11 protein-coding genes and 1 pseudogene are annotated in these 14,111 nt (G+C 58.5%); 3 read left to right on the forward strand and 9 right to left on the reverse strand.

Annotated elements, in window-relative coordinates; genetic code table 11:
• The first annotated feature begins 182 nt into the window (after positions 1-182).
• Together istA and istB are read left to right on the forward strand one after the other, a co-directional pair.
• Positions 183-1,706 carry an IS21 family transposase gene (istA, locus tag D1227_RS10470; protein WP_035542056.1) on the forward strand — a complete coding sequence of 508 codons (1,524 nt, stop codon included), beginning with the start codon at positions 183-185 and terminating at the stop codon, positions 1,704-1,706.
• Complete coding sequence (gene istB / locus D1227_RS10475; RefSeq protein WP_119404655.1) at positions 1,703-2,515, forward strand: IS21-like element helper ATPase IstB; 813 nt, start codon at positions 1,703-1,705, stop codon at positions 2,513-2,515. The genes istA and istB overlap by 4 nt, the downstream gene beginning before the upstream one ends.
• Positions 2,516-2,643: 128 nt before the next feature.
• Here the strand turns inward: istB and D1227_RS10480 are convergent.
• From D1227_RS10480 to D1227_RS10510, 7 genes and pseudogenes are all read right to left on the reverse strand, one after another.
• A pseudogene (locus D1227_RS10480) lies at positions 2,644-3,384 on the reverse strand (IS256 family transposase); the annotation flags it as partial.
• A 98-nt stretch (positions 3,385-3,482) separates the two neighbouring features.
• Positions 3,483-3,932: a MarR family winged helix-turn-helix transcriptional regulator gene (locus D1227_RS10485; RefSeq protein WP_035540749.1), complete on the reverse strand. Its 450-nt coding sequence runs from the start codon at positions 3,930-3,932 to the stop codon at positions 3,483-3,485.
• Positions 3,933-4,128: 196 nt separating this feature from the next.
• Positions 4,129-5,535, reverse strand: a complete 1,407-nt coding sequence (locus D1227_RS10490) for an MFS transporter (protein ID WP_158586624.1) — start codon at positions 5,533-5,535, stop codon at positions 4,129-4,131.
• Positions 5,536-5,887: 352 nt separating this feature from the next.
• Positions 5,888-6,811 (reverse strand): fatty acid desaturase, encoded by a 924-nt coding sequence (locus D1227_RS10495; protein WP_119404657.1) that lies wholly within the window; start codon positions 6,809-6,811, stop codon positions 5,888-5,890.
• Positions 6,812-7,245: 434 nt separating this feature from the next.
• Entirely contained in the window at positions 7,246-7,743 is a 498-nt protein-coding gene (locus tag D1227_RS10500) for an aromatic-ring-hydroxylating dioxygenase subunit beta (RefSeq protein WP_233349699.1), read from the reverse strand.
• Positions 7,740-8,915, reverse strand: coding sequence for an aromatic ring-hydroxylating oxygenase subunit alpha (locus D1227_RS10505; protein ID WP_035540745.1), 1,176 nt, complete (start codon positions 8,913-8,915; stop codon positions 7,740-7,742). Before D1227_RS10505 ends, D1227_RS10500 begins: the two co-directional genes overlap by 4 nt.
• 29 nt (positions 8,916-8,944) lie before the next feature.
• A complete protein-coding gene (locus D1227_RS10510; RefSeq protein ID WP_119404658.1) occupies positions 8,945-9,931 on the reverse strand; it encodes a dihydrodipicolinate synthase family protein in 987 nt (328 codons plus the stop codon).
• A 168-nt stretch (positions 9,932-10,099) separates the two neighbouring features.
• Between D1227_RS10510 and D1227_RS10515 the strand changes: the two genes are divergently transcribed.
• A complete protein-coding gene (locus tag D1227_RS10515; RefSeq protein ID WP_119404659.1) occupies positions 10,100-10,885 on the forward strand; it encodes a 1,6-dihydroxycyclohexa-2,4-diene-1-carboxylate dehydrogenase in 786 nt (261 codons plus the stop codon).
• A 25-nt stretch (positions 10,886-10,910) separates the two neighbouring features.
• Here D1227_RS10515 and D1227_RS10520 read toward each other — a convergent pair whose 3' ends face one another.
• Positions 10,911-12,137, reverse strand: a complete 1,227-nt coding sequence (locus D1227_RS10520) for an NAD(P)/FAD-dependent oxidoreductase (RefSeq protein ID WP_119404660.1) — start codon at positions 12,135-12,137, stop codon at positions 10,911-10,913.
• Positions 12,138-12,253: 116 nt separating this feature from the next.
• Entirely contained in the window at positions 12,254-13,897 is a 1,644-nt protein-coding gene (locus D1227_RS10525) for a sigma-54-dependent Fis family transcriptional regulator (protein ID WP_035540741.1), read from the reverse strand.
• Positions 13,898-14,111: the final 214 nt, after the last annotated feature.

Here is a 14,111-nt window from a genome sequence, read left to right on the forward strand (position 1 = left end):
TGCAGCGCGACAATCAGGATGAGAGTTGCGCGACAAACGGGATGAGAACGCTTCGGGGCGGGAACGTAGGGAGGGCGTAGCCCGACTGGAGTTCCTGCCCCGAAGCGTAAGTTTTTCAGGACTTTCTGGTGCTCGCGGTCGGTGGAGTAAGCTGGCGATTTTCCATTCGGAGGGATCGCATCTTGCCCGGCCGCCACATAACCGACCATCAGATGAGGCTCTATATGACGTACAGGAAGACTTACCCGATAGCCGTTGCCGCCGCGAAGGCGTCGATCAGCCCGGCAACCGCCTATCGGATCGAGAAGGATCCAAGACCGCCTTCACAGAAGACCGAGGCGCGCGGCCGCCGGCGCCCTGATCCCCTGGCCGGCATTTTCGATGCCGAAGTCGTGCCGATGTTGCAGGCAGCGCCGGGCCTCCGGCCCGTGGCTGTTTTCGAGGAGTTGATCCGGCGTCATCCTGATCTGGGTGAGAGCGTACGGCGCACGCTTGAGCGTCGCATTCGGGCCTGGCGCGCCATTCATGGCGAGGAGCAGGACGTCATCTTCCGCCAGGTGCAGGAACCCGGCCGGCTGGGGCTTTCGGATTTCACCGACATGGCCGCACTCGGCATCACGATTACCCACCAGGTTCTGGACCATCGGCTCTACCATTTCCGGCTGGCCTATTCCGGCTTTGAACACGCCCATGTCGTACTCGGTGGGGAGAGTTTCGTCGCCCTGGCAGAAGGCCTGCAGAACGCACTCTGGTCGCTGGGCGGGGTGCCGCGTGAGCACCGCACGGACAGCCTGTCGGCGGCCTTCCGTAATCTGGGCAAGGAGGCGCGCGAGGACCTGACCCGCCGCTATGACGAGATGATCACCCATTATGGCATGGTCGCCTCGCGCAACAATGCCGGCATCGCCCGCGAGAACGGCGCCATCGAGGGCCCGCACGGCCACCTCAAACGCGCGATCGAGGATGCCCTCTTGCTACGGGGGGCGCGCGATTTCGACACCCTCACTGCATATCGCGGTTTCGTCGACGAGATCGTCAGCCGCCGCAACGCGCGCAATGCCAGACGCATCGACGCAGAGCGAAGTGAGCTCAGGCAACTGCCCGAGCAGCGTAGCGCCGACTTTGAGGAACTCGGTGTGCGGGTCACATCCTCAGGCGGATTCACCCTGCGCAAAGTTTTCTACACCGTGCCCTCGCGTCTCATCGGTCATCGCCTGCGCGTGCGCCTCTATGACGACCGCCTCGACGTCTTCATCGGCAGCACACATCTCATGACATTGCCGCGCGGGCGCGCTTCGCCTTCCGGCAAGCATGATCAGGTCGTCAACTACCGACACGTCATCCATGCCCTGAAGCGCAAACCGATGGCCTTGATGCGGCTTGTCTACCGCGACCAGCTGTTCCCACGTGAAGCCTACAGGCAGACCTTCGACCTCCTCGTCGATCGTTTGACCGAGCGCCAGGCGTGCCAGATCATGGTCGAGCTGCTTGGTCTCGCCCACGAACGCGGCTGCGAGCGCGAACTGGCTGAAGAGTTGTCGATCTGTCTGGGTACTGGCGACCTGCCTGACATGGGCCGTCTGCGAACCCGCTTTGCGCCTGATGCCGCCAGCCTGCCCAATGTCGTCGTCCGCCTCGAGCCGCTTCAGGCCTATGAAGCGCTCATCGGCTCCACACCTGCGCTGGCGACGGGAGAAGGAGCATGAAGAACTCCGCGACAGACCCGACCCGGCTCAGCCTGCTCCTCAACGAGCTGCGCTTGCCTGCAACCAAGGTCAGCTGGCCAAAGTTCGCAGACCAGGCTGACAAGGAAGGCTGGCCCGCCGCCCGCTTCCTCGCCGCACTGGCTGAGCACGAACTGGCCGAACGTGATCGCCGCCGCATCGAGCGGCATCTCGCAGAGGGCCGCCTCCTGCCTGGAAAAACGCTCGACACATTCGAGTTCGACACCGTGCCGATGGTCTCGAAGGCTCAGGTCATGGCCATTGTCGCGGGCGACATCTGGCTGGGCAAAGGCGCAAACCTGCTTCTGTTCGGACCGCCCGGAACCGGCAAAAGCCACCTCGCTTCGGCGATCGGACTCGCGCTCATCGAGAGCGGATACCGGGTTCTGTTCACTCGAACCACCGATCTCGTCCAGAAGCTGCAACAGGCCCGTAGAGATCTCGTTCTCGAGAACGCCCTGGCAAAACTCGACAAGTTCGATCTGCTCATCCTCGATGATTTCGCATACGTCACCAAGGATCAGGCCGAGACCAGCGTCCTCTTCGAGCTCATCAGCACACGCTACGAGCGCCGGTCCATGTTGATCACAGCCAACCAACCGTTCGGGGAATGGAACAAGGTCTTCCCCGATCCCGCCATGACACTCGCCTCCGTCGATCGCCTCGTTCACCACGCAACAATATTCGAGATGAATGTCGAAAGCTATCGGCGCCGACAGGCCGTTGAGCGACGAAAGGGACCAGGAAGGCCCGCCGCGTTCGCAACCACCAACAATATCATGCCTGATTGACGCGCCGCGACAATCAAACTGACAAACCTCTTGCAAGCGTCAATCTTTGACGCAATCATTCAAAAATCGCGGCTCCAGATTCTCATCCTGATTGACGCTCGCTTCTCATCCAGAATGTCGCGCTACAGGCATCTTTGCTGGCTGGTGTTCAGCACTTTCGATGCGGCCGCACGCAGGCCTTTGTGATCATCGGCGATGACGAGCTTCACGCCGCGCAGGCCGCGTGCTGTCAGGGACCTGAGGAAGTCCTTCCAGAACGGCTCTGCTTCCGATTCGCCGGTGGCGAGGCCCAGAACCTCGCGCTTGCCTTCGGCATTGGCCCCGACAGCCACTATGGCAGCGGTCGAGACGATCCGTCCGCCCTGCCGGCTTTTGATGTACGTGGCGTCGATCCACAGGTAAGGCCACTCGCCTTCGATCGGGCGGTTCAGGAAGGCTTGTACACGCTCGTCGATCTCTTCGCACAGCCGGCTGACCTGGCTCTTCGATATGCCCGTGCCACCCATCGCCTTGACCAGGTCGTCCACCGCGCGCGTCGAGATGCCCTTGATGTAGGCTTCCTGGATAACGGCCGTCAGCGCCTTCTCGGCCGTTCGGCGCGGTTCAAGGAAAGATGGGAAGTAGCTGCCCTTGCGCAGCTTCGGGATATCCAGATCGATCCGGCCAGCCCGTGTGTCCCAGGCTCTCTCCCGGTAGCCATTCCTGTAGGTCTTGCGATCCGCGGAGCGGGCACCGGGAGCCGCGCCCGTATGCGCCTCCACCTCCATCTCCATCAAGCGCCCGGCTGCAAAGGCCAGCATGTCGCGCACCAGATCGTTGTCTGCGCTCTGGTCAATCAGCTCGAATAAAGCCAATCTGTCTTCGGTCATCGTGTGAGGTCCTTCTGGTTGAGTTTCGCAACCACAACCTCGACGGATTCGCGCACGATGACCTTCCTCAGGTCGAATTTACACCAAGTCCCGGGACGCTACCCAAGGTTGCCAGACATTTTCCCAAGCAGGGTCTTGACCGTGTCAAACTCCGTTGCGGAAATTCCTGCCAGTCGTTGCGCGTATATCGCGTCGGCCTCCGACCGAAGTGATGGAAGTATCTCGATAGCCTTGGGAAGCAGGTGCAGGCTCCAGACGCGCCGATTCCCTTCCATCGAACGCCGCTCGACAAAATGTGCCTTTTCCAACTGATCGATCACATGACCCACACTCGCGCGTTCACGATCTAGGTGTTTTGCAAGTTCGGTCTGGGTGAGTCCCGGTGAGCGGAATATATAGGCAAGGGCGCGCCACTGAGTGCGAGACAGGCCAAATTTTGCCACGGACGCATCAAACAGCTTGCGCAGTTTGCGCGGAACTTCCTCGACGAGAAAAACGATCTCGTCGGCCTCGGTCACATAGCTATCCTGGTTGATTTCGTCGCGCATCGAGGAGGCTCGCGCAATCGGCGATGACACGCGTCGGGCCGATGATCCGTGCCCGCTCGACGCTAGCGAGCGAACTTTAGGCAAGAAGGTGTTCGTGGCATCTTGCAGGGCCGATCATGCTCAATCAGTTTTTCGGTAACCATCAAGACTGCGACGCCCGCGACCGACGTTCAAAACCCAACCGCAGCGCTCAGCGTCAGGTCCCTGCGGCCGGGGTTGCCCCGGTTTTCGCGCTGGGCGGGATGTGTCTCCTCACCAGCAGCAACGCGATCACCGTCACGGCCATGGCGGCGGCCACTACATAATAGAAGCCCACCGGGCCGAAGCCGGACAGGGCCGCTGCGCCGATAAAGCTGCTCAATACCGCACCGACCCTGCCGATTCCCGCCGAAAGTCCAACCCCGGTTGCACGCAGCAACGTCGGATAGACGTGTGACGCGAGCACGTAGAGTACAACTTGAAGGCCTACGATACAGCCACCAAGCAGGGCCAGCGCCGTCAGGAGCAGCAGCTTTGGCGCGGCCGGGTCAAACCCCATGCGGCTCAACGCCAAAGCCCCCCCGGCACCGCCAAGCGCCATAATCACCATTGGCAACCGCGACCCGGTGAAAAGGATTATCCAGGATACCAGCACCGCAGCCACAATCGCCCCCACATTAAACGTCAGCAGGCCGCGGCTCGATGTCGGAAGGTCGAAGCCGGCATCGGCGAGCATGGTCGGAAGCCAGTTAAACGACATGAACACCGCCAGCAGGCAGCCAAAGAAGGCCAGCCACAAGAGCAATGTATCACGCAAGTAGGGAGGGCGGAGAAGGGTTGCCGCCGATGGCTTGTTGACACCCGATTCGGCGCGATCGACAAACACGGCGTCCGACGGCACGTCGAACCGCATCCTTTCGAAGATCTGGCGCAATTCGTTCGACCGTTCCGGCCGGGTCACCAGAAATCGTGGAGATTCCGGCAGCAACAAAAACAGCGCCAATGCCAGCACTAGCGGCAAGGCGCCCGCCACAGCGAACAATCCCCGCCAGCCCAATGCCGGAAGCGCTTCGGCAGAAACAAACCCGCCGACCACTCCGCCAACCGCCATGCAAACCAAACTAAGCGTAACCGCAAAACTGCGACGGTGTTGGGGCGTATACTCTGCAACCAGTGCGGTGACATTCGGGAGCGCGCCGCCCAGACCGATACCCGCAATAAAGCGGAATAGTCCCAGTGTCGGCAAGTCATTGGCGAAAGCGATTGCGCCCGTCATTGATCCGAAGATGATTGTGCTGGCCAACAGGGCTATCTTGCGTCCAAACTTGTCGCCGATGATCCCGCCGATTGTGGCGCCTATGGTCATGCCGATCAGGCCGATCGCCAGCACCGGCGCAAGTTCTTCCTTGGTCAGGTTAAGGTCGGGCAGCATCGCCGGGGCGGCAAAACCGAGCGCCAGCGCATCGAAACCATCGAGCACGATCACCAGGGAGCACAGCAGAAGCACCAGCTTCTGATAGGGCGTCCATGGCGATGTGTCTGAAGCAAACCCCACGTCGAATTCGGGGGGACCAGCTGGGATTGCATGAGGGGGCACACCTCCCCCAATCTCTTTGGCACTCATAATGGACATCCTCGCCGTTGCTGTTTTCGCTGGTCTACATGGTTGAGCAAAATTGCGCCAGCCTGCCGAACGCCCCTTTGCTTGCTTCCCAAATACGCTTCGTCAGCGGACTTTCTCCGTTCGAGCTTCCTGGGGATGATGCTCCGCCCGGTCGATTGTTCCAGCACCGTAACCAGCCCGCGCTGCCGATTGGCGGTCCTGTGCCTTGTGATCGGCGCAGTGCGGAAGGCGGGAGCGCGTGCAGCGTAGCGCCTGTCCATGAGTAGAGGCCAGCCTGACCGATCGCGGCGAGAGGCCGTTCGCAGCCGTAGGGACGGCAGTGATCTGATCGGGCAGCCTGTCGGGCCATCTATTATTCAGCTGGCTGCAATGCCGCGTCTTTTTCCTGGCGGTAGGCCAGATGGGACTCCATGTTCTCCGGCTTGACCCCAAAGGCTGTCTGTCGGCTGATGTTCTGACGGTTGATCTCATCGAACTTGATGAAATAGGCCCTATGCATCCTGTAAAAGGGAATTTCCGGATAGAGATGATGGATGAGATGGTAGTTCTGATAAACCAGCAACGGTGTCAGCAGCCATTCCCATCCGTAGCGCATCGTCGTCGCCATATAGGGCTCTTCATCCTGTGCAACCATCGCCGGATAGTGCGGCAGAATCACGAAAACGATCGCAATCAGGAACAGCGTGATTCGCGAGGGCAGAAACCACAACATGAAGAGTTCGAAGCCGTATCCAAAATAAAGGGCCGCTACAAACAGCGCGAGCAAGACCGAGTAAAAAGCGACGAGTTCCTTGTCGTGCTTTTTGCGAACATTCTGGCCGTACTTGAAAAAATAATAAATATAGGCGCCGTCAAACATCGTCCAGCGAAACGGCACCTGCCACCATGACGACTCGTGTTCGAAGCGATCAGGGTCTAGTGGGCCATTGGCATAGCTGTGGTGTTTGTTGTGCACCCACCGCAGAAGTACCATCGGGGCATATGGGAACAAGAAGAAGAGGCCGATCGCTCCGATCGTCTCGTTTAGCCATTTGACCCTGGAAAGGGACATATGGGCCGCATCATGTATTACGCTGAAAAGCAGATAGGTGATCAGGCCGTTGGCGATGGTGCCGAGCCAGATAGGTATCTGCCCCGTCAATGCCAGATACCAGACAATTCCGATGCCACCCATCGAGGCAACGAAAAGCAAGAAGGTCGGCAGCGCCAGTAACGGTGCCCTTCGCAACTGCTCGAAATACTCTTCCTGGTTTTTTGGAAAAACACTCGCAGCCATACCACATCTCCCAAATCTTAATTAACCCATGGGTTCAGCCATCTCGGTTTGGCGTTCCATGTTTTGTGTTCAATTGCTCGTTGCACAATTGTGCGGACTATAGACGCATGTTGTATAATATACAACTCTTATCCTGAAATGACATGGCAATCAGGCAACCCCGTTGAACGCCCGGCGCCCATACTAAACCGCCCAGGGATTGTCGGAAGCGATTTTTTAAAGTTACACGGCCATGCCGACATTGGTCAGCATGGCATAATATTTTTGTTCGGCAAGCGGGGCTCAAATGTCAAATCGGCTCCCATAGGCAAACACTTGTTATCGTTCAAATTATAACAACTAAGGGCCTGAATGACGCCAGGCCCTTCTGTTGCGGCCGAAGCACTGGTTACCGGTTTGGCGGAAAATATCCGTCGCTTCGGCTGACCACCTGATCAAATCGGATAGACCAGATATCGCGGAAGTACTGAGGTATCGAGCTCAGCGCGCCTCGATAACAGCTTCAGTTCGCCATTCTTGTCTTGCCGAACAGTATCGAGATACTGCCCTGCCGCCAGCACTTGGGTGATACCGCTGTCTTTAGGCGTCATGAACACCGAAAAATTTGATCGCATTTCCAGGGTGGTTGCATCAACGCGATTAAAGCTGGTGAGCTGGACGAAATGGCGGGTTCGATAGTCCTGAAAGGTGCCAGCCCAGATGTCGTTCACGAAGGTGACGCGATCCTCGAGCCTGGCGCGGCAGTCGTCGTACATGAATCCAAGGGCGAGTCCGTGCTCCGAATTTTCCGCCGAACGGCAGTAGTAGGCGGCAGCCTCCTCGTCCGCGTAATTACCAAGCCACCCCGGCATATCCTTGCTGTCGAGCGCGTGAGCATCAGCCAGCAGCAGGGCGTTAAGCGCCGCTTCGAGCGATGTATCTGTCTGCATCATACTGTCGCCCTTTCGAAGCCCATGACCGAACGGTAATATTCCCAGCGCGGAAGATTGCCGCTCTCGTCATTCTGAAGAAATTCCGATTCCAGCTTCAAAGGGTCATGTACTCCCTTCTGGAAGATGGCCGACCCTGGTGTGTGGTTTCCGATGTGGATGCGGTGAAAGACCGAAGCATCCTCCATGCTGATCAGGCCGCACGGGCCGAGCAGGTTGGAACTTTGCCGCAGGCGATGGCGAACCATGTCCTCGTCGTCATCCTGATGGGCGAAATAGGCATAGTGGACTTCAACCGTCTCCGCATCGATCGGTGTAGCGAAGCGCAAGTTGATGACGTCAAGATGCTTCGTCGAAACGAAGGTTGGAAACAGCGAGACGATCCGGGATCCGACCGCCGGGTCCTGCCCTTTGAACTCGATCAGCGACTTGTCCTTGAGCACGGAAGGCCCGGTTGCCACAGAAAGGGCCGATTCGAAGCAGATGTGGCCGCGGTGCGTTGCCGTGTACTGGCGACCCTTGCCGCCTTGCCAGTTGAGCATCTTGAACGCCTGATGCAGCAACGGAGCATGATAGCCATCGTTATCGGTATACGACTTCCAGTTCGTATCATAACGGACCTTCTGGTAGCCAAGCAGCTTGAGCCGCCCGTCGCCCGCAAGCAGCTCGCGCAAGCAATTCTGCGAGTCGCCCAGATATTCAAGCAGCGGCTCGGTTTCCGCCGAAAGCGTCACGAATATCAGGCCAAAATAGATGTCGAACCGCGGCTGGGCAAGCGGATAGTCAGCTTTGTTGAAACCGGGCAGAAATTCCCGTGGGTTAGGACACCCGACCAGGTCACCCTTCGAATCGAACAGCCAGCGGTGGTAAGGGCATTCGAATTCGGTCTTGTTGCCCATGATCGCCGTCTCGAGCTGATTGCCGCGGTGCGAGCAAGCGTTGTAGAACACCCGCACCACGCCCTCGACGTCGCGCCCGATAAGCAGCGGTACGCCCGCCAACCGGAAAGTCTTGAAATCTCCTGGGTTGGGCAATTCGCTTTCATGGGCGACCGGGTGCCATTCGGTGCCGTGAAAAATCCGTTTGACCTCCTCCGCATAGATGTCCTTGCGAACAAAGGCTTCTTTAGGAACTTCATTATAGTTTTTCGGCCACGACAGGTTAATCTCCGTCATCTGCTCTCTCCCAAATTATCGCGCTGATATCATTTCTCAGATTCGAGTGCTTTGCCGAGCTCAGCCCACATTCTGCCCGACTGGCGCGCGCCTTCGAGGTAGGGTTCCGGGCAAAGATGATAAGGCGGACGGGCCGGGCCGGCATTCATCCACCCGCCGGCATTCATCCGCGCCTTTTCAAGCGCGATGTTGTAGGTCGAGAATTCCTTAAAGCTGCCGTTCGGGAACAGCGGCGCTGCCGTTGGGCCGAGCTGGCCCATAAAAGCCCGCGCCGCGCTCCAGTCGCCCGTCGCGCGCGCTTGCGACACGAGGTCGCGCAGCGTAGTTGTCACCAGCGGATGACACACGGCACCGCTGGACCAGAAGGCGTCGATTGAATCGTCCATACGGGCTGCACCATAATAGTCGAAGTCGATCGGCAGCAGCTTGATGCGACCGCGAATTGCCGCAAGGTCTGGCAGCAGGGTGCCGACACCGATGTACTTCGCCGTGACGACCTGCGGAAGCTCGGCCACCTGTGCCCAGAATGAACGTGGAAAATCGAATTTGAAAGCTTCGGGATTGGCGTAGATCGCAATGTTCATTTCAGGGACGGCTTCAGCGACATCCTTGTAGAACTGCACGGCAACGTCGAGGCTGGGCGCGCACCACATCGGGACTCCCAACATAGTGCCATCCGCACCTATATCGAGCGCCTGCCGGGTTAACGCGACGGTATCGCGGGTGTTGATGCAGGTAGTTCCGACAAAAATCGGCACCCGGCCAGCCGCAGAATCGACCAATGCCTTCATGAAATCGAGCTTTTCATCGTGGGTCATGGTCGCCGCTTCCCCAAGCGTGCCCATGCTTAGAATTCCGTTAATTCCTGCGTCGATAAGACCGTTTACCACGCGCGCGGTCTCATCGAGATCCACCGTTTTTGTCGCGCGCCAATCCGAGGCATTGTCCTTCGCCGGAGTGGGAATAATTGCCCATGCTCCTTTGATGTCGGCTGGGGCCATAAGTGTACGCGTCATCTTCGTCGCTCTCCTAGAATTTACGTCAGGTGATTGTTGCCGCAGTGTCCCGGCGTTCTGCATTGTGTAATGCTTTTCCTTGCATGACATAAAGTGCGGATATATACAAGATCGTCCTTCGACCTTGCGTATTTTTTCAGGAGTTCGGGAAAGAGGAGCAGACTGACCATGCCTATATGCAGACGGTTCGAAAACCAGGTAGCGGTTGTGACAGGCGGAGCTCAAGGTATCGGGCTGGCCACCGCCCAGCGCCTGGCGGAAGAAGGCGCGACGGTGATCGTCGCTGACCGCGCAGCTCAAGCCACGCAGGATGCGGTCGACCGGCTGCGGGCCGACGGCGCGGACGCCCACGCCGCCATCTTCGACCTTGAGCAATGCGAGGGAGCGACCGAACTTTACCGGACGGTTTCCGATCAATTTGGCCGGATCGACGTGGCAGTCCACAATGTGGGCGGCACGATTTGGGCCAAACCCTATTGGGACTATACACCAGACGAGATCGTGGCAGAAATTAACCGCTCGCTGTGGCCGACTCTTTGGTGCTGCCACGCAGTGGTGCCCTATATGCTCGCGGCCGGGCGCGGTTCGATCGTCAATATCGGTTCAGTGGCCACACGCGGCGTGAACCGGGTGCCCTATGCCGCCGCCAAGGGCGGAGTCGCTGCGCTGACCGCTGCCCTGTCGCTGGAACTGGAAACCAGCGGTGTCCGAATCAACTGCGTTGCGCCGGGGGGTGTCAATGTTACCCGGGTCACGCCGCGCGATCCGGCGCCAATGAGCGACGCCGTCAAGGCGGGCTTTGCCGGGGTGATGGAGCAAACCATGCGCGACACCCCGATGGCCCGTTTCGGCGAACCCGAGGAACTGGCCGCCGCAATCTGCTTTTTTGCATCGGAAGAAGCGTCGTACGTTACGGGACAGACGCTCTTCGTCGCAGGCGGCGGTATCGGATAGGCCGGTCCCGCGGCGCTGCCATCCATCAAGCGGTCTGTTTAAGCAGCTCACGTAATGAAACATCCGCATCGGCAAGCCGGTCCGCACTGGCGATCACCCGCCGTTCGACCAGCCGTTTGCCAATTCCCATGTCGGCAGCGCGGTTGACAGTCAGGACTCCTTCAATGGTATTCCCGGAGAGGAAGAAAGCGACGAATGCGTTGCTTTCGACGTCGCCGCGGACGACAATCTCGGCTTCTACCGGAATTTGTCCGCAGAACTGGATGTTCAGATCGAACTGGTCGCTCCAGTACCACATCGGCTTGCAGTAATCGACTTCGTGGCCAAGCATTGCCAAGGCCGCAGCCTGGGCTTGGTCGGCCGCGTTTTGGTACGTTTCCTGACGGAATCGACCACCAAAAAACCCGTCCTGTTCGGCCACGTCGCCGGCGGCGAACACTATTGGACTACTGGTTTGGCAACGACGATCGACGACGATCCCGTTGTTTACAGTCAACCCGGCATCTATCGCCAGAGACGTTGCAGGAATGATTCCCACGCCGACTACGACAGCGTCGCAAGGGATGAGGGTGCCGTCGTCGATCTCTACGGCGGAGACGCGACCGTCCGCGAACTTGAACCCCGTGACGCCCCGGTTGAAATAGGTCCTGACCCCACGCTTGCTGTGCTGCTCACCCAGCCATAGGCCGAAGCGCTTGCCCAGCGCCCGTTCCATCGGCGCCGCCAGCGGCTCTATCGCGGTTACCTCGCAGCCCAGCTTGATCGCGCTGGCTGCCACTTCAGCACCGATCACCCCCATCCCGACAATAACGACCCGCGCCCCTTGACGAAGGTCGAGTGCCATCCTGGTGGCGTCGTCGCGGGTGCGCAGATAATGGACATTGGCACAATCGGCTCCCGCTAAATTGAGTTTGCGGGCATGCCCGCCGGTCGCCAGCAACACCTTGTCGGCGGTGACCAGCGACCCGCCGGACAGGCGCACTCCGCCCGCATTCAAATCCAGCGCTTCAACACGCGTGTTGAGAAGCAGGTCGATCCTGTTTTCCGCGTACCAGCCCTCATCTTGCAAGAAAAAATTATTCGGAGCCTCCGCCGTATTCCACAGAAGTTCTTTCGAAAGAGGTGGGCGTTCATAGGGCCTCAACGGCTCTTCACCGATAAGGGTGATCTGACCGTCAAACCCCGCCTGCCGAAGCGCTTCCGCCGCTCGCCCACCAGCAAGATTCGCACCTACAATCGCTACCGAATGCACTCGATTTCTCCCAATTTCACGAACGCCGCCATACCTTTATCCTTGCACACTCTGCTAAGGTTTGTGTTGCACAATATACAATATGTTGTAAATCCGTCAATATCCGTCAATATCTGTCAATATCTGTCATTTCGAATTTTCTCGATACGGTATGCCAGTTGCCGACGCGTCAGCCCCAATTCTCTGGCCGCTAGTGCAACGTTACCGCCGGCGGCTTCGACTGATGCACGAACGATCGCATCTTCGATCGTCGAAAGCGTTTCGCCGTTCTGGCGAAGCAAGCCGACCAGCTGGTCAATCCCAGACGACTCTTCGGAGCTCGGCTCCGCGCCGACCACACGGCCATCCTGAGCCAGGGTCAGACTGCTTGGGATGAGCGCCCTGTTCGATCCAATGAAGAGGTGCCGTAAATCGATGGCACCAGTTTCGTCGGCGAGCAGCACGGCACGCTCAACCATCCGCTCCAGTTCCCTGACATTGCCGGGATAGTCGTGCATCAGCAGCGCATTGATCGACCGCGCCGTGAAGCCTTCTACGGTACGCCCGTGACGCTTGGTATATTTGGCGCGGAAGTGCTCCATTAATCCCGGGATGTCCTCGCGCCGCTCTCTCAGCGGCGGAACCCAGATCGGCAGTGTTGAAAGACGGAAGTACAGGTCCGGACGAAATGTCCCCGCAGCGATTGCCGCCTCGAGATCGATGTTGGAGGCGGCGATCAGGCGAACGTTTACCTGAATGGTCTTGGTACCACCCACACGTTCGAATTCGCCTTCCTGGATGGCCCTCAGAACCTTGCTTTGCGCCAGGGGTGACAGCATCGAAATCTCGTCGAGAAACAGCGTACCACCGTGGGCGAGTTCGAAACGTCCTTGCCTGTCGGTCATGGCGCCGGTGAAAGCACCCTTGGCCACACCGAACAGTTCGGCCTCGATCAAGCCTTCAGGAATTGCTGCGCAATTCAGCGCGACGAAAGGCGCGTCGCGGCGAAGGCTAAGCCGGTGCGCCATCCTGGCGAACACCTCCTTGCCGACTCCCGTCTCCCCCAAGAACAACAGCGTGGCATCGGTCCCTGCAGTCCGCTCGATCAAGTTGCGCACCGCGTGGAAGCCTGCCGATACTCCAGCGACGAATTGGTCGTCCTGACTCTTGAGGCCGCTTGAATCGATTTGAACCACTGCCGTTTCGACATCGTCCAGGCTTGGCCACTCGGCTTCAGGCTTGCCATGGAGCAGGCAGGCCCGATGCCCCATTCCCTTGCACTCGATTTCACGCATGATTATGGGCTGACCCGCGAAAGTGCTTGCAAAGCCGCTGGCAAAACCAGTTTGCAACCAACACACAGGATCGGTGCTAATGCCATCGGTCGCGAGATGGATTCCGGCTTCAATCGAATCGTGGACCAGAAAACGACCATCGAAATGCCCGTTCTCGGTATCGGTGTCCAAAGTTTCGATCTCGGTCCAGCCGAACCCGGTTACTGCATGGGCTTGAGGGCCGACCGCAAAGGCATCAAGGAAACTGCTGCCGGGCCTTAAATGCTTTGCTTCGACTGCGCAACGCGCGCCTTCGGCGAACCCTATCTCCCAGAATAGTCGGCGAGCGCTGACTAAGCCCAGTTGGACAACTATTTCGTTCCGCAACATGACTAGCGCAGAATTACTCAGCAATACGCAGCGCTCGCTGTCACGCCAGATGCGGCCCTGCTCGGGCGAAAAACGGAGCCGGCTGGTAAGGTCGGTGTACGCGGGGAGATGCTTCATGCCTTATCATAACAAAAATGTACACTGTGCGCCACAACATCATCCAGCACTCGACAAATATGTCAAACTTTAACGGGGTTAAAAGTAGAGATCTTTTATATATGCACGAGATTCCTTGACTTTTGAATTTGGCACAGTTTATGAATCATATATGCAAAATTCTGGACTTGGCTGACCGAAGGAAAACTGCGGCGGCGACTCGGAGGAGAGGACG

Origin of the sequence: Henriciella mobilis (genome assembly GCF_003576315.1) — a bacterium.
Classification (GTDB): Bacteria; Pseudomonadota; Alphaproteobacteria; order Caulobacterales; family Hyphomonadaceae; genus Henriciella; species Henriciella mobilis.